This window comes from Halomonas sp. LBP4, assembly GCF_003202205.1.
GTDB lineage: Bacteria > Pseudomonadota > Gammaproteobacteria > Pseudomonadales > Halomonadaceae > Halomonas > Halomonas flagellata.
Genome location: NZ_PDOG01000002.1, coordinates 18,213 through 34,098, shown reverse-complemented (window position 1 = coordinate 34,098; position 15,886 = coordinate 18,213). Strand labels below are relative to the sequence as shown.

Annotated in this window: 12 protein-coding genes; 5 read left to right on the top strand and 7 right to left on the bottom strand. The window is 69.3% G+C overall.

The window, feature by feature from the left end; all coding sequences use genetic code 11:
* Window positions 1-236: 236 nt before the first annotated feature.
* Window positions 237-1,646: a signal recognition particle protein gene (gene ffh / locus CR157_RS07225; RefSeq protein ID WP_110282894.1), complete on the bottom strand. Its 1,410-nt coding sequence runs from the start codon at window positions 1,644-1,646 to the stop codon at window positions 237-239.
* Window positions 1,647-1,826: 180 nt separating this feature from the next.
* Here ffh and CR157_RS07220 point away from each other — a divergent pair, with 180 nt between their 5' ends.
* Together CR157_RS07220 and CR157_RS07215 are read left to right on the top strand one after the other, a co-directional pair.
* A complete protein-coding gene (locus CR157_RS07220; protein WP_110282893.1) occupies window positions 1,827-2,627 on the top strand; it encodes a cytochrome C assembly family protein in 801 nt (266 codons plus the stop codon).
* An 81-nt stretch (window positions 2,628-2,708) separates the two neighbouring features.
* Window positions 2,709-3,992 (top strand): HlyC/CorC family transporter, encoded by a 1,284-nt coding sequence (locus tag CR157_RS07215; protein WP_110282892.1) that lies wholly within the window; start codon window positions 2,709-2,711, stop codon window positions 3,990-3,992.
* On the opposite strand, the gene CR157_RS07210 is transcribed toward CR157_RS07215, so the two are convergent.
* Both CR157_RS07210 and CR157_RS07205 read right to left on the bottom strand, forming a co-directional pair.
* Window positions 3,993-4,703, bottom strand: coding sequence for a 1-acyl-sn-glycerol-3-phosphate acyltransferase (locus CR157_RS07210; protein WP_110282891.1), 711 nt, complete (start codon window positions 4,701-4,703; stop codon window positions 3,993-3,995).
* Between the two features lie 8 nt (window positions 4,704-4,711).
* Complete coding sequence (locus tag CR157_RS07205) at window positions 4,712-5,329, bottom strand: TetR/AcrR family transcriptional regulator (protein WP_110282890.1); 618 nt, start codon at window positions 5,327-5,329, stop codon at window positions 4,712-4,714.
* Window positions 5,330-5,521: 192 nt separating this feature from the next.
* Between CR157_RS07205 and CR157_RS07200 the strand changes: the two genes are divergently transcribed.
* Window positions 5,522-6,199 carry an SOS response-associated peptidase gene (locus tag CR157_RS07200; RefSeq protein WP_110282889.1) on the top strand — a complete coding sequence of 226 codons (678 nt, stop codon included), beginning with the start codon at window positions 5,522-5,524 and terminating at the stop codon, window positions 6,197-6,199.
* Window positions 6,200-6,208: 9 nt separating this feature from the next.
* Window positions 6,209-9,106 (top strand): insulinase family protein, encoded by a 2,898-nt coding sequence (locus CR157_RS07195; RefSeq protein WP_110282888.1) that lies wholly within the window; start codon window positions 6,209-6,211, stop codon window positions 9,104-9,106.
* Window positions 9,107-9,261: 155 nt separating this feature from the next.
* On the opposite strand, the gene sbcB is transcribed toward CR157_RS07195, so the two are convergent.
* The 4 genes from sbcB to minC all read right to left on the bottom strand — a co-directional run bounded on the left by sbcB (window position 9,262) and on the right by minC (window position 12,744).
* Complete coding sequence (sbcB, locus tag CR157_RS07190) at window positions 9,262-10,755, bottom strand: exodeoxyribonuclease I (protein ID WP_110282887.1); 1,494 nt, start codon at window positions 10,753-10,755, stop codon at window positions 9,262-9,264.
* A gap of 81 nt (window positions 10,756-10,836) precedes the next feature.
* Entirely contained in the window at window positions 10,837-11,088 is a 252-nt protein-coding gene (gene minE, locus CR157_RS07185) for a cell division topological specificity factor MinE (RefSeq protein ID WP_102588074.1), read from the bottom strand.
* Window positions 11,085-11,903: a septum site-determining protein MinD gene (minD, locus tag CR157_RS07180; protein WP_110282886.1), complete on the bottom strand. Its 819-nt coding sequence runs from the start codon at window positions 11,901-11,903 to the stop codon at window positions 11,085-11,087. Before minD ends, minE begins: the two co-directional genes overlap by 4 nt.
* An 82-nt stretch (window positions 11,904-11,985) precedes the next feature.
* The gene (gene minC / locus CR157_RS07175) at window positions 11,986-12,744 is read right to left on the bottom strand and encodes a septum site-determining protein MinC (RefSeq protein WP_110282885.1); all 759 of its coding nucleotides are present in this window, start codon (window positions 12,742-12,744) and stop codon (window positions 11,986-11,988) included.
* Window positions 12,745-13,004: 260 nt separating this feature from the next.
* Between minC and CR157_RS07170 the strand changes: the two genes are divergently transcribed.
* Window positions 13,005-15,779 carry a DUF349 domain-containing protein gene (locus tag CR157_RS07170; RefSeq protein WP_110282884.1) on the top strand — a complete coding sequence of 925 codons (2,775 nt, stop codon included), beginning with the start codon at window positions 13,005-13,007 and terminating at the stop codon, window positions 15,777-15,779.
* Window positions 15,780-15,886 lie beyond the last annotated feature (107 nt).

Here is a 15,886-nt window from a genome sequence, read left to right as displayed (position 1 = left end):
GAGCACGGCTGCTCGGGAAGCGGGCCGCAGGCCCGACTTCGGGCATTCGGTCACGACAGCGGCCGCGAACATTCGCGGTCCTGCCAGTGAAGACGCAGCATTCTACGGAAAACAGCCCGGCTTGGGAACCTTTTTCGGGGGACCGGCAGGGCTATCGCAGATGGCGGCAACGCTCGAGGCGGTTCCAGCGACAGGTCGGCGCCTCTCGCCAATTGCAGCCATGACTGACCCAAGGCTCAGCGCCGGGGGAAGCCGCCGGGCCCTCCCATCCCACCGGGGCCGCCGGGGCCGCCGGGACCGCCTCCGCCCATCATGCCGGACATGCCGCGCATCATGTTCTGCATGCCACCCTTCTTGCCCGCCTTCTTCATCATCTTCTGCATCTGCTTGTGCTGCTTGAGCAGGCGGTTGAGATCGGGCACCTGGAGGCCGGCACCTGCGGCGATGCGGCGCTTGCGCGAGCCGTTGATGATCTCCGGCTTGCGCCGCTCCTGGGGGGTCATGGAGTTGATCAGCGCCTCGAGCTTGCCCAGCTCCTTCTCGGGCCCGGGCCCCTGGGCCATCTCGGCCATCTGGCCCATGCCCGGCAGCTTGCCGAGCAGCCCCCCCATGCCGCCCATCTTCTTGAGCTGCTGGAGCTGGTCGCGGAAGTCCTCGAGGTCGAAGCCCTGGCCCTTCTTGACCTTCTTGGCCAGCTTCTCGGCCTTGCGCTTGTCGACGGTGCGCTCGGCTTCCTCGATCAGCGACAGCACGTCGCCCATGCCGAGGATGCGCGAGGCCACGCGATCCGGGTGGAAGGGCTCGAGGGCATCGACCTTCTCGCCCACCCCCATGAACTTGATCGGCTTACCGGTGACGTGACGCACCGACAGCGCCGCACCACCGCGGGCGTCGCCATCGGCCTTGGTCAGGATCACCCCGCTCAGCGGCAGGGCATCGGAGAAGGCCTTGGCGGTATTGGCGGCGTCCTGGCCGGTCATGGCGTCGACCACGAACAGCGTCTCCTGGGGCGTCACGGCCTTATGCAACGCCTGGATCTCGGCCATCATCGCCTCGTCGATGGCCAGGCGGCCGGCGGTATCGACGATCACCACGTCATGGAACTGGATCTTGGCGTGCCTGATCGCCGCCTCGGCGATGGCCACCGGCTGCTGGTCGCTGCGCGAGGGGAAGAAGTCGACGCCCACTTCGGCGGCCAGGGTCTCGAGCTGGTCGATGGCCGCGGGACGATAGACGTCCGCCGAGACCACCAGCACCTTCTTCTTCTCGCGCTCGCGGAGGTAGCGCGCCAGCTTGGCCACGGAGGTGGTCTTGCCCGCCCCCTGCAGGCCGGCCATCAGCACCACCGCGGGCGAGCCCTTGAGCACGAGCCCCTCGTTGGCCTCGCCCATGACCGCCTCGAGCTCCTGCTGGACGATCTTGACGAACTGCTGGCCCGGCGAGAGGCTCTGCGACACCTCCTGCCCCACGGCACGCTCGCGCACCCGCTCGATGAACGCCTTGACCACCGGCAGCGCGACGTCGGCCTCGAGCAGCGCTCGACGCACCTCGCGCAGGGTGTCCTTGACGTTCTCTTCGGTCAGGCGCGCCTGACCCTTGATCGACTTGAGCGTCTGCGACAGACGCTCGCTGAGATTCTGGAACATTGGCCTCTCCAGTGACGACGGCCGGAATATGGGCAGGGATTATACGCCCTGTCGCCGCGAGTCTCCATGCGCGACACCGGCAAGCCGCGCGGTCTGTGCGCAACCCGGGGGATTGGGTATAGTAGCGACACGCTGTTCAACCACCATCAGGCGCTCGCGTAGGCGCATGGAAAGCAATCGATGCAGGCGCTTCCCCTGGCCATCCTGGCCTTCATCCTCTATGTCGCCGCAGCCTCCTGGCAGGCCCTGACCCTGGCGCGGCGGGTACCGTCGCGCCCCGCGCTGGTCCGTGGCCTGGGCGTGCTGGGGCTGCTCTGCCATCTGCCGCTGGCCGCCGGGCTCTTCGGCCAGGGCCAGGCGGTGCTGCCCGGCCTCTCCACCAGTGCGATCGTGGCCGGCGCCGTGGTGGTCCTGCTGCTGATCGTGGTCAGCTTCTTCAAGCCGGTGCTCAACGCCGCCGTGGGACTCTTCCCGCTGGCCGGCGCGGCGCTGCTGCTGGCCACGGGCCTGCCCAGCCCCGAACGCACGGCCGGCCTGACGCCGGGGATCGCCCTGCACGCCCTGAGCTCGGTGCTGGCCTTCGCCGTGCTGGCCATCGCCGCCGTCCAGGCGGTGCTGCTGGGCCTGCAGAACCAGGCGCTGCGCCATCATCACACCCGCGGCATCGTCCAGGCCCTGCCGCCCCTGACCACCATGGAGCGGATCCTCTTCGAGCTGATCTGGGCCGGCCTGGCCCTGCTGACGATGTCGATCGCCAGCGGCTTCTTGTTCGTCGAGAACATGTTCGCCCAGCACCTGGCCCACAAGACCATTCTCTCGCTGGCCGCCTGGGTGATCTTCTCGGTGCTGCTGTTCAGCCACCACCGGCTGGGCTGGCGCGGCATGCGCGCGGTGCGCTGGACCCTGGGCGGCTGCGCCGTGCTGCTGCTGGCCTACTTCGGCAGCAAGTTCGTGCTGGAGGTCGTACTGAGCCGTGGCTGAGCCGGCGACCCCGGTCGCCTTGACACTGCCGTGTCGAGTCCCTACAACTCGAGCCTGATACGCCATTGAGGATGCTTCGACTTGAGCGACGACTTCCCGCTGGGATTGCTGTTCGGCCTACTGTTCCTGCTCATCTGTCTATCCGCCTTCTTCTCCAGCTCCGAGACCGGCATGATGTCGATCAACCGCTACCGCCTGAGCCACCAGGCCAACAGCGGCGAGTCACGCGCCCTGCGGGTGGTCCGACTGCTGTCGCGCCCCGACCGCTTGATCGGCGTGATCCTGATCGGCAACAACCTGGTCAACAACCTGGCCGCCGCCATCGCCACCGTGCTGGCGATCCACTTCTTCGGTGAGGTCACCGGCCCGGCCGTCGCTCCCCTGATCCTGACCATCGTGATCCTGATCTTCGCCGAGGTCACGCCCAAGACCTACGCCGCCGTGAAGCCCGAGCGCATCGCCTACCCCGCCTCGCTGGTGCTGGAACCGCTGCTCAAGCTGCTCTATCCGCTGGTGTGGCTGGTCAACGCCATCTCCAACGGCCTGCTGCGCCTGCTCGGCGTCAAGAGCATCGAGGGCGGCGGCGACAACCTGACCCGCGACGAGCTGCGCACCGTGGTGCACGAGGCCGGCACCCTGATCCCCCATCGCCACCAGGCGATGCTGCTGTCGATCCTCGACCTCGAGAATGTTACCGTGAACGACATCATGGTCCCGCGTCACGAGGTGATGGGCATCGACCTCGACGACGACCTGGAGGAGATCCTGACCCAGATCCGCACCAGCCAGCACACCCGGGTGCCGGTCTACAAGGGCGACATCAACAACATCATCGGTATGCTGCACCTGCGCAACGCGGCGCGCTTCCTCTCCCGCCAAGAGGTGACCAAGGCCGCCATCGTGCAGGAGGCCCGGGAGCCCTACTTCATTCCCGAGTCCACCCCCCTGCATACCCAGCTGCTCAATTTCCAGAAGCAGAAGCGCCGGATCGGCATCGTGGTCGACGAATACGGCGATGTGGAGGGCCTGGTGACCCTGGAGGACATCCTCGAGGAGATCGTCGGCGAATTCACCACCGACATGGCGGGCCAGGATCAGGAGATCCACCTGCAGGACGACGGCAGCCACGTCATCGACGGCACCGCCAACATCCGCGACATCAACAAGACCCTGGGCTGGCAACTGCCCACCGATGGCCCCAAGACACTCAACGGCCTGATCCTCGAGCACCTGGAGTCCTTTCCCGACGGCGCCGCCTGCCTGCAGATCGGCAATGTGAGAATGGAGATCCTCGAGGTGCGCGACAACCTGATCACGGCCGCCCGCTGCTGGACGCCGCCACGCCGCCCCACCAGGCAGCGCTAGTCAGCGCTGCGAGAGGGCGGCGCACGACCGTCGCTCGACCCACTGGTCGGCCTGCGCCTTGAGGGAGCGCACCCTGGCCTCGACCCGGGGACGGCTGGCCTCATGGGGCGCCAGGGGCTCGCCGAAGTAGAGCGCCACCCTGGCCCGGAAACGCCGCGGCGGCTTGCTCAGCGCACGGCCGCCATGGTGCGAGGTCCAGGACCCCCACAGGCCGGACAGCCCCACGGGAATCACCGGCACCGGGTCCCGGGCCAGGATCAGTTCCAGGCCACGCCGAAAGGGCTGGACCTCGCCGTCCGGGGTCAGCCGCCCCTCGGGAAACAGCATCACCACCTCGCCCTCGGCCAGCGCCCGGCTGACCTTCTCCAGGGCCCGGCGGATATTGCCCGGGTCGCGCCGCTCCGACTCCACCGGGATGGCCCCCACCAGCCGGAACAACCAGTTGAGCCAGGGCGAATCATAGATCGGCTTGTCCATCAGGAAGCGCAACGGTCGGCGGCTGGCACCACCGATCACCAGGGCGTCCATGAAGCTGACATGATTGCAGACCACCACCGCGGGACCGCGGGCGGGAATGTGGCCCTGGCCTCTCAGGCGCAGGCGATAGAGCAGGCAGACCACCAGAAAGACCAGCCAACGGACGAGCGGCCGCGGTTTCCGGACCAGTCCCCAGCTCCCCGCCAGCAGGGTGCCGGTGGCCACCAGCCACATCAGATTCGTCACGTCACGTCGGGTCTGTGTTTCAGGCCGGCGAGGGTGGTGTGGAGCAGTTGATCGAGCAGCTCGCCAACCTCCAGCTGCTGCCCCTGCCAGTAGCCGAGCCGCTCGTTGAGGCCAAGCTGCACCAGGCCATGGACGCTGCCCCAGAGGGTGCGCCCCAGCCGGCGGGCCTCCTGGTCGTCCAGCGCCGGCTGGTACTCCCTGAGGGTGGCCTCGACGCGCAGGAACAACCCCTCGATCATGTCGCTCTGGCGCTGGTCGAGCTCACCCTCCTGGGCCAGGGGGTAGTCGAACAGCAGCTGCCAGCGGAAGGCGTCGCGCTGGGCGAACTGCCAGTAGGCCCTGGCCAGCGCCTTGAGGCGCTGTTCCGGGGCGGCGCTCTCGGTCAGCGGCTCGATCACGGCACGCAGGCGAGCCAGGGTCTCGATGTTGACGTGCTGGAGCAGGTTGCTGAAGCTGCCGTAGAGCTTGAGCAGGGTACTGGGAGCGCAACCGACCTCGCGCGCCAGGGCGCGCAGCGACAGCGTGTGCGCAGGGTGCTCCTGCAGCCAGGCATCACATGCCGCCATGACCTGGGCATGTAGCGCCTCGGGCGCGTGCTGTCTGGGACGGGCCATCGGATTCCTCGCAAGATGGTGGCGGGCGGTACTCGGCTTGCCCACCTAGGATAGCGCAGATCGAACACTGTTTTCGACAGCTTATCCATCCCTCGGACAAACGCAAGTCCATGACGGGATCGCCGCCGATTCGGCGCTTTTCTCGCCCGTTCGACTTGGGTACCCTATCGCTCCATCACCCGCGGAGTGTCCATGGCCGGCCGACTGCACATCGCCTCTCTCGATCTCGAATGCCTGCTGCCCGGCCTGGAGGTCGATGCCCCCCTGGTGACCAGCCCCAACCTGGCCCCGCGACGGCCGCTCTCGGCGATCCGCCTGGAAGCCGACCGGCCGCACCTCTCCCGGCTGTTCTGGGGCCTGACGCCGCCCTGGCTCGAGGTGCTCGACCGCGCGCCTCACTGCGCCCGGGCGGAGTCGCTGGAGGCGCGCCCCATGTTCCGCGAGGCCTTCCTCGCCCGCCGCTGCCTGGTGCCGGTCAGTGGCGTCTACGCCTGGCGAGTCCAGGCGCGCTTCAAGCAACCCTTCCTGGTGACCCGGGTCGACCGGGGCCCGTTGCTGCTGGCGGGACTCTGGTGCCGCTTCCATACCAGCCTGGTCGAGCACACGGATTCCCTCGCGCTGATCACCGTGCCCACCAACGCCCTGCTCGCCCCCCTCACCGATCGCCTGCCGGGAGTGATCGCGCCCGGCGACGGCCGGCGCTGGCTCGACCCACGGACACCGCCCGGGGAAGCGAGGGCGCTGCTGACCACCGCCCCCATGGAACTGTTGGGCGCCTTTCCGGTATCAAGACGTGTCAATGATCCCGCGCACCAGGACCCGGCCTGCGCCTACCCCACCGGCCCCATGCTGCGCCGGAACCCCCGATAAGGAGAGACGATGTCCATCGCCGCCCTCAGCGCCATTGCCGCTTGCCGTGCCAGCGCCCGACGGCCAGCACGTCCGCTCGGCCTGCTGGCCCTGGCCGGCGCCCTGCTGTTCGCCCTGCCCTTCACCTCGGCCGTGGCCCGTGAACCGGCCCCCGAGCCGGAGGCCGTCGCCGAGGTCACCACGCCTCTGACCAGCCCTCACGACGCCCGGGACTATCGCGTGCTGACCCTGGAGAATGGCCTCACCGCCCTGCTGGTCAGCGATCCCGAGGCCGACAAGGCCGCCGCCTCGATGAACGTGGGCGTGGGTAGCGCCCAGGACCCGGACGATCTGGCCGGCCTGGCCCACTTCCTCGAGCACATGCTGTTCCTCGGCACCGATGCCTTCCCCGAACCGGACGCCTACCAGGCCTACATCTCGCGCCACGGCGGCACCCACAATGCCTTCACCGCTCCCCAGGACACCAACTACTTCTTCGACATCGAGCCCGAAGCGCTGCCCGGTGCCCTGGACCGCTTCAGCCGCTTCTTCGTCGCGCCGCTGTTCAACGCCGACCAGCTCGAGAGCGAGCGCAACATCGTCCACTCCGAGTACATGGCGCGCATCCGCGATGACGGCCGCCGCGAGAACGACGTACTCAACCAGCTGCTCAACCCGGCGAACCCCACCACCGGCTTCGCCGTGGGCAGTCGCGATACCCTGGCCAGCCCGCCCGAGGGGGAAGCCTCCCTGCGCGACAGGGTGATCGACTTCTATACCCGTCACTACGACGCCAACGTCATGCACCTGGCGCTGATCGCCCCCCGCCCCCTGGACGACCTGGAGGCACTGGTGACCGAGCGCTTCGCCGAGATCGCCGACCGCGGACTGTCGCGCCCGGAGATCGAGGCACCGCTGGTCGTGGAAAGCAGCCTGCCGCGACGCGTCGAGGTCCAGTCGGTGCGAGACAGCCGTCAGCTGCGCTTCCTGTTCCCCGTGCCCGACCCGATTCGGGAGTACCGCCACAAGCCCGCCGACCTGCTGGCCCACCTGCTCGGCCACGAGGGCGTCGGCAGCCTGCTCGCCGTGCTGCGCGAGGCGGGCTGGGCCGACGGCCTCGCCGCCGGCGTCACCCGCGGCGACGGTCACCACGCCCTGTTCAGCGTCGGCATCAGCCTGACCCCGGCCGGAGCCGAGCGACTCGACGAGATCGAGGCGACCCTGTTCGCGGCCATCGCGCAGATCCGCGAAGCGGGCCTCGACGCCTGGCGCTACGATGAACAGGCCCGGCTGGCCGAGCAGCAGTTCCGCTTCCAGCAGCACGGCTCGCCGCTCAATGGCGCCATGCGGCTGGCGATGAACCTGACCCACTTCCCGGTGGAGGACGTGCAGTACGCCCCCTACCGCATGGACGGCTTCGACCGGGCGGCGACCGAGCGCTACCTCGACGCCCTGCGCCCCGACCGGCTGATTCGCCTCTACAGCGCCCCGGACGTGGAGGGTGAGCAGGTCTCGCCCTGGTTCAATGCGCCCTGGCGCGAGGTCGGCGACGACGAGCTGACCGAGGCCCGCCCCCTCGCCGGCCTTGCGCTCCCTGCCCCCAACCCCTATATCGCCGAGGACGTGACGCTGCTCGAGGAGCAGCACGACAAGCCCAGCCTGGTGATCGACGAGGCGGGCTTCGCCCTCTGGCACTTGAGTGACGCCACCTTCGACACGCCCAAGGTGGAGTGGCGCTTCAGCCTGCAGCACCCCGAGGCCTCGGCGACTCCCCGGGAGGCCGCCCTGGCCCGGGTACTGGCCGGCTGGCTGGGTGACAGCCTCAACGAGGCCCTCTACCCGGCCCGGCTCGCTGGCCATCACTTCGAGGCCTACGCCCACGCCCGCGGCATCACCCTGTCGTTCTCCGGTTGGCGCGACCGTCAGGACCAGCTGATGCACCGTGTGCTGGCACAGCTCCAGAGCGGCGAGATCGATGCCGCGACCTTCGAGCGCGTGCGCTACCGCCTGCAACGGGAGTGGCGCAACGCGCCCCAGGCCGCGCTCCATCGCCAGGCCCATCGCACCCTCGCCGAGGCCCTGGTACGCCCCCAGTGGCCCACCGATGCCCTGCTCGAGGCGAGCCGGGAGCTCGAGGTCGACGACCTGCGCGACTACCGCGAGGCCTTCCTCGCCGAGCTGCGCCTCGAGGCCATGGCGGTGGGCAACCTGGATGCCGAGCTGGCGACCCGCGAGGCCCGCCTGGTGGCCGAAGCCCTCGCGCCCCGCCTGCCGGAGGAGCGGATTCCCGACCTGGTGCCACTGCGCGCCGATTCCGACCTGCCGGCGCTGGTGCCCGTCACCACTCGCCAGGAGTCGCTGGTGCTGCGCTACCTGCAGGGCCCGGATCGGTCGCTGGAGAGCCAGGCGCGGCTGGCCGTCCTGGGCCAGTTGATCGACACGCCCTTCTACCAGCGGCTGCGCACCGAGGAGCAGCTCGGCTATGTGGTCAACGCCGGCTACTCACCGCTGATGGATGCGCCTGGCATCGGCCTGCTGGTGCAGTCTCCCGACACCGAAAGCGAGGCGATCCAGGCCCGCATCGATGCCTTCCTCGACGATTTCGAGGGACGGCTCGAGGCGCTCGACGACGCTGACCTGGCCCCCTATCGCCAGGCCGTACATGCTGGCCTGATGCAGCGCGACACCAGCCTCTCGGCCCGCGCCACCCGGCTATGGCAGGCGATGTCCTTCGGCGATACCGGGTTCGACCGCCGCGAGCGGCTCGCCGAACGAGTCCTGTCGGTCACCGCCCGGGACCTGCGCGAGGCCTGGTCGCGGCTGCGCGAGGCCGCCGTGGCCAACGTCACCTTCGACCCGGGCGACGAGCCCAGCGACGTGGCCGAGTTGACCCAGCACCTGGCGCCCCTGCCCGAAGCCGACGACTGACTGATAATAGTGAGGGAGTGAGAGGCAAGAAGTGAGGGGCGCCGGGGCAGGCCGAAGAGGAGGTCCGATTCCAGGGAAGGAATCGGTAGCGCCCAGGGAGGGGTTTACAGCGCCTCCTTGCAGGCCTGCCGCCGGATCAGCCCCGAGCCCTATGATCATGCATCGAAGGCCTGGGGCGGCATGATCGCCTCCACATGCATCACCAGCTCCTCGAGGACCTGCCGGTCACGGTCGGACAGCGGGACGCCATTGAGCCGCTCGATCTCCCGGGCGAAGTCCTTGAGCGTCAGGCTCGAGAGGGCCGGATCGTTCATCCGAGCCCAGCGGAAGGCCTCCCACTGGACCTGCTCCTCGCTCTCGAGGGTCTCGGGATAGCTGCGCGCCCGGTAGCGGAACAGCATCTCCTCGAGGCGCGGGTCCTGGAAGGCGAAACGCGCGCCGACCAGCTCCCAGGGGTCGGTCTCGCGTACCCGCTGCATCTGCTGGCGATCCGAGGGCGAGAAGAAACCGCCGGCATAGAGCATCAGGTCGGGGTCACGGGGGCCGTCCGGGGGCGGCTCGGCGAACACCTCGGCGACCCGGGCGGCGACCTCGGGCCGGGCGGACAGGAGCTTCCAGTGCTGGCGGCAGGCGGCCACGTCCAGCCCCAGGCGAGCGACGATCTCGCCGTAGTCGCCCTTGGTGGGGCCGTCCACGTCCTTCAGGGCGCTGGCCGGGAAGAGCACCGGGCACTTGTTGATATGGATCACCTTGAGCGGGATGCGCTCGGCCCCCTCGGCCAGGTCGTCGTTGCTGACGAAGACCCGCTGGCGGATCTGCTCGGCACTGAGGTCGAACAGCGGGGAGGGATCCATCGAGAGATCATAGACGATCACCCCGTTGGGGTTGCTCGGGTGCTCGGCCAGCGGCATCACCAGGGCGCTGCAGGCGCGGCTCGCCGGGTAGCGACGCGAGATGTGCAGCACCGGCTTGCGGCCCGGCACGTCGAGCAGCTTGGCCACCTGGCGCTTGCCGCGCAGCCCCAGCAGGTAGTCGAAGAGCTTCGGGTTGCGGGATCTCAGCAGCCGTGCCAGGGCGATGGTGGCACGCACGTCGGCCAGGGCGTCGTGGGCGCCGGCATGCTCGATGCCGTTGGCAGCGGTGAGGGCCTCGAGCCGGAAGCTGGGAGCGCCATCGTCGCGCTTCGGCCATTCGATGCCGGCCGGGCGCAGGGCGTGGAAGGCACGCACCACATCGATCAGGTCCCAGCGGGAGTTGCCGTTCTGCCACTCCCGGGCGTAGGGATCGAGCAGGTTGCGGTAGAAGAGGTGGCGGCTCACCTCGTCATCGAAGCGCATGCTGTTGTAGCCCAGGGCACAGGTGCCCGGCTCACTCATCAGCGCCTGGATACGGCCGGCGAACTCGGCCTCGGGCAGGCCACGGCGACTGGCCTGCTGGGGCGTGATGCCGGTGATCAGGCAGGCCTGCGGGTGGGGCAGGAAGTCATCGGCCGGCTTGCAGAACCACGTCACCGGCTCGCCGATCTCGTTGAAATCGGCATCGGTGCGGATGGCCGCGAACTGGGAGGGGCGATCGCGGCGCGGGTCGGCACCGAAAGTCTCGTAGTCGTGCCACAGGAAGGTCAACGGGGCGGCATGAGGCGGCGCCATGAGCGAGGTCTCTCCGAACGGTGCAGGCATGAAGGGGAACAGCCTAGCACAGCCTCGCCCGCCTCTCAGCCGGCTCGATGCTCAGGCCCTGGGCAGGGTGACGTTCAGCTCCAGCACCGAGCAGTTGTCCTCGCTGTCGAGGCTGATGTTGATGGCATCGTCGTCGACCTGGACATAGCGGCGGATCACTTCCAGCAGTTCCTTCTCCAGCATCGGCATGTAGTCCGGCTGTCCACGCTGGCTGCGTTGGTGGGCGACGATGATCTGCAACCGCTCCTTGGCGACCGACGCGGACTTCTTGCGCTCTCTCTTCAGGAACTCGAGCAACTTCACCGGCGACCTCCTCCGAACATTCGGCTCAACAGGCTCTTCTTCTGGTACTCGTGGAAGCGCAGCGGGACCTCCTCACCGAGCAGGCGGGCCACGGTATCGGTATAGGCCTGGCCGGCGTCGCTGTCGGCATCGTGGGTGACCGGCACCCCCTGGTTCGAGGCCCGCAGCACCGCCTCGGACTCGGGAATCAGCCCGAGCAGGTCGATGGCCAGGATCTCGCGGATGTCCTCGAGGTTGAGCATGTCCCCCAGGTCGACCCGCGTCGGGTTGTAGCGGGTGATCAGCAGGTGCTCGCGGATCGGGTCCTCGCCGCGCTCGGCCCGTCGCGTCTTGGACGACAGCAGCCCCAGGATGCGGTCGGAATCGCGCACCGAGGAGACCTCCGGGTTGGTCACCACGACCGCCTCGTCGGCGAAGTACATCGCCAGCTGGGCGCCGCGCTCGATGCCCGCCGGGGAGTCGCAGAGGATGTAGTCGAAGTCCTTGTTGAGAGTGTTGAGGACGGTCTCGACCCCCTCCAGGGTCAGGGCATCCTTGTCGCGGGTCTGGGAGGCCGGCAGGATATGCAGGTTGTCGACCCGCTTGTCGCGGATCAACGCCTGGTTGAGCCCCGCCTCACCCTGGATGACGTTGACCAGGTCATAGACCACGCGCCGCTCGCACCCCATGATCAGGTCGAGGTTGCGCAGCCCCACGTCGAAGTCGATGACCACGGTCTTGTTGCCTCGCAGTGCCAGGCCAGTGGCAATGGCTGCCGCACTTGTTGTCTTGCCGACCCCCCCCTTGCCGGAGGTCACAACGATGATCTTGGCCAAGTTACACTTCCTGTCAGTCATGGTGGAAATAAGGAAAAAAAGAGACGTCGATACGCCACCGGCCGGACACGGCGGAACAGGCTCAGGTCAGCGTTGTGATGCCCAGCTGATTGTCAGTCAGGCGCACCTGAACGGCCGTGCCCAGCAGGCGGGGGTCGATGTCCTCGAGTCGCTTGTAGTTGCCGGCCACCGAGAGCAGCTCGGCGTGCAGTTCGCGACAGAAGATGCCGGCCTGGAGGTCGCCGTGGATTCCCGCCAGGGCCCGGCCACGCAGGGCGCCGTAGACATGCACGCTACCGGCGGCGAGCACCTCGGCACCGGCATTGACGGCCCCGATCACCACCAGGTCGCCCTCCGGGGCCGTCACCTGCTGGCCGGAGCGTACCGTGCCACGGTAGATGCGGCCGCTGCTGCCCTTCACTGGGGGCGCCTCCTGCTCCGCCCCCTCGCCCGCCACCGGCTCGGCAGGCGTCGGCTCGTCGGGTGGCACGCTCTCCAGCGACCGGGGCCGACTCGCCTCCTGGGGCGGGAACCAGCCCAGCCCAAGCGCCCAGGCCGACTGCTTGACCGGATCGGGGCCGCCGCGCACCGCCACGGGCAGCAGCTTGTGGGCCCGGCAGACCGCACAGATGCGCTCCAGGGCCAGGTGCGGCTCGTCGAGCTTCTCGACGTTGAGCACCACCGGAGTATGCTGGAAGAAGGCCGGAGACTGACTGAGCTTGCCGGCGAGCTGCTCACGGATGCGCTCGGGGTCGGCGCTGGCCAGCTCCATGACCGTCATCGGCAGCATGCCTCCCTTGAAGGTGAACGCCATGCTGTCCCTGTCCACTTTGAGACTCATTGCCGAACTCCACGTCGGGTGATGGTCGGGGTACCTGGTCAAAGCTAAGCGAGTGACTCGTCCCCTGCAACTGATCATAAGCTCAGCGACCTCCGGTTGTCAGTGTCTCCAGTCGGCCACACCCCACATCTGCCGCGGGCTTTTCCGCAGGCGCGACGCATGGTTAGATACATTCATGGCCTGCGGCCGCGTGTCGCCACCGATGCCAACAACAAGATCGCTTGCGCCTGCCTCTCGGCGCTTCCATGTCAGGATGGTCAATGTCTGGACTCCTTCGTCGCCTCTTTTCTCCTCGCTGGCAACACCCCGACCCCGGGGTTCGCCGCCAGGCCGCCGACCGCCTCGACCCGTCGCGTCCCGAACAGCGCCAGGCCCTCGAACGGCTGGCCCGGGATGCCGACCCGGGCGTCCGCCAGGCCGCCCTGGCGCGCCTCGATGACCCCGAACGCCTGTTGGCCCTGCTCGACGAGGGCTCCTCTCCCGAGCTGCATGCCCGTCTCGTCGCGCTGCTGACGGGCCGCCAGGGCGACCTCGAACTGGCGACCCGCATCGCCCTGACCGAGCGCCTCGATGCCGACACCCTGCTAAGCGAGATCGCCCTGCAGGGCGACAATCAGCAGCTGCGCCTGGCTGCCCTGGCCCGCCTCGAAGGCGAGGATGCCCTGATTCGCCAGGCCTGCGACAACGGCATCGCCGCCGTGCGCCATGCCGCCGCGGCCCGGGTCACCAGCGAGGCCGGCCTGGCCAGGCTGGTCCAGTCGGCCCGTCGCGACCGCCAGGTGATGCGCCAGGCCCGCGAGCGCCTCAACCGGCTGCGAGCCGATGCCGCCTCGCTGGCCGCCGTCCGTGAACGCCGCGAGGCACTGCTCGAAACGCTGGAGCGACATGCCCAGTCCGCCTGGGAACCGCTCTATGCCGGCCGCTTCCGCCACCTGGTGCGCGAGTGGAGCGCCCTGGGGGACCTGCCCGATGCCAGCCAGGAGCAGCGCTACCAGGACGCCTGCCTGCGCTGTCGCAAGGTGATCGGCGACCACGAGGCCCAGCAGCTCTCCCGGGCAGCCGACCACCAGCGTCGCGAGGATGCCGACCAGAACCGCGAGGCCCTGGTGGAAGCTCTGGAGGAGAGCCTCGACGCCCTCACCCGCAGCGAGCGGATCACCGAACAGGACATCGCCAGCCTGCGCGCCCAGAAGCGGTTGCTGGCCAACCGCTGGCAGACCCTCTCCGACCATCACCTGGCCGACGAGTCGCTGCGCCGCCGCTATGATGCGGCCCTGGCCAGCTACGAACGCATCGCCCAGGCCTGGGTCAGGTTCGAGGAACGGGCCGCGGCCATCGGTCAGGCCCTGACCGATGGCGACGAGGATCGCCTGGCCGCCCTGGTCGAAGCCAGCGGCTGGCCCGACGACCTGGCCCCCGCACCGCTCCTGCAGCAGGCCCGCCGACGACTCGCCGCCAAGCCTGCCGACGACGACCTGGAGAGCCGCCTGGCCCGCTTCACCGACGACCTGGCCCAGCTCGAGTGCCTGCTCGAGAGCGGCGCCTTCAAGGGCGCCAGCCGCCTTCACCAGCGCCTGCGCCAGCAGGCCGACCACCTGCCCGAGGCACGCATCCGGCCCCAGCTGGCAACCCTCAAGCGCCTCGCGGCCCGGCTGGCCGAGCTTCGCGACTGGCGGGGCTTCGTCGCCGGTCCCAAGCGCGACCAGCTGTGCCAGGCCATCGACGCCCTGGCCGAGGACACCTCGCTGGCCGACGCCGAGCTCGACCGCCGCCACCGTCAACTGGTCAAGGAGTGGAAGTCACTGGGTGACGCCGCCGCCAACCGCCAGCAAGCCGCCAGCTTCCGGGCCGCCTCGGACCGTATCCATGAGCGCCTGGCGCCCTGGCGCAAGCGCCTGGACGCCGAGCGGGCCCGCAATCTGGAGGCCCGTGAGGCGCTCTGCGAGCAGCTCGAGACGCTGCTCGCCCAGCCCGCCAGCGAGGCCGACCCGGACGCGCTGCGCCAGATCCGCGACAAGGCGCGGGAACAGTGGCGCCGCAGCTCCCCCGTCCCGCGCGACAGCGCCGAGGCCATCGGACGCCGCTTCGGCCGCATCCGTCACGAGCTGCAGGCGCTGATCGATCGCCGGGCCGAAGAGGTTGCCGGGGCCAAGCGTCAACTGATCGAGCAGGCCCGGGCCCTGCTCGAAGGCGACCAGCCTGCCACCCGCCGTGCCGAGCAGGCCAAGGCGCTGCAGCGACGATGGCGAATGCTGGGCCGTGCCCCGCGGGGAGAGGAGCAGGCCCTGTGGCGAGAGTTCCGCAGCCTGTGTGACGGCATCTTCGCCAGCCGCGAGGCCGAGCGCGACGACCGTGCCCAGCAGGCCCGGGAGCGCCTGGAAGCGATGCAGGCACTGATCGACCGCCTCGATGCCTGGCACCCGACCGACAGCCGCGACGCCCGGGTACTGGAGCGGGCCATCCAGGAGGCTGCCGCCCTGGAGCCACTGCCCTCCGGTCGCCGCACCGAGGGCATGCGCCGGCGCTGGACGGGCATCGTCCGGGCACGCCGCGAGCGCCTGGCTCGCCTGGCGGTGCTCGAGGAGGTGAACCGGTGGCGCGACGTCCAGCCGCTGCTGGCGCGCCACCTGGAGGCCGATGCCGCCAGCCTGGCCGGGGAGGCGTGCCATGACGTCGAGCCACCGGCGGAAGTGCCCCTGCCCGAGGACATGCGCCAGGCTCACGCCCAGCGCAATGCGGCACGCCGCCAGCCCGGCGACCCGGCGGAGATCGAGGAGCGGCTCACCCGCTTGCGGGTGCATCTCTCGCTGCTTGCGGTCGGTCGGGTCAGCCACCGCGACGACCCGTTGCGCCTGGCGATCCAGGTCGAGCGGCTCAACGAGAACCTCGGGCGAGAGCCGTCCCGGGCCGAGGAACTCCACGGCGTGCTGCGCGAACTGCTGGCCACCGGGCCGGTGCCCCCGGCCCTCTGGGCCCGGGAGGTCGGCGAATTCGACCGCATGCTGGAGAGCCTGACCCACTTACCCCCGCCCTGAGCCTCCCGGCCGGGGCCATGAACACGAAAGCGCGAGGCATCGGCCTCGCGCTTTCAGCTTGTCCCCCAGCTCGCCACCGGGATCGCCGGCGACGGAGGCGGTCACGA

What these genes read in the sequence shown, in the direction of transcription:
- CR157_RS07210 (WP_110282891.1), bottom strand. Translation starts at nt 4,703, where the DNA reads ATGTGGCTGGTGGCCACCGGCACCCTGCTGGCGGGGAGCTGGGGACTG.
- CR157_RS07170 (WP_110282884.1), top strand. Translation starts at nt 13,005, where the DNA reads ATGTCTGGACTCCTTCGTCGCCTCTTTTCTCCTCGCTGGCAACACCCC.
- CR157_RS07205 (WP_110282890.1), bottom strand. Translation starts at nt 5,329, where the DNA reads ATGGCCCGTCCCAGACAGCACGCGCCCGAGGCGCTACATGCCCAGGTC.
- CR157_RS07220 (WP_110282893.1), top strand. Translation starts at nt 1,827, where the DNA reads ATGCAGGCGCTTCCCCTGGCCATCCTGGCCTTCATCCTCTATGTCGCC.
- CR157_RS07200 (WP_110282889.1), top strand. Translation starts at nt 5,522, where the DNA reads ATGGCCGGCCGACTGCACATCGCCTCTCTCGATCTCGAATGCCTGCTG.
- CR157_RS07195 (WP_110282888.1), top strand. Translation starts at nt 6,209, where the DNA reads ATGTCCATCGCCGCCCTCAGCGCCATTGCCGCTTGCCGTGCCAGCGCC.
- minC (WP_110282885.1), bottom strand. Translation starts at nt 12,744, where the DNA reads ATGAGTCTCAAAGTGGACAGGGACAGCATGGCGTTCACCTTCAAGGGA.
- sbcB (WP_110282887.1), bottom strand. Translation starts at nt 10,755, where the DNA reads ATGGCGCCGCCTCATGCCGCCCCGTTGACCTTCCTGTGGCACGACTAC.
- ffh (WP_110282894.1), bottom strand. Translation starts at nt 1,646, where the DNA reads ATGTTCCAGAATCTCAGCGAGCGTCTGTCGCAGACGCTCAAGTCGATC.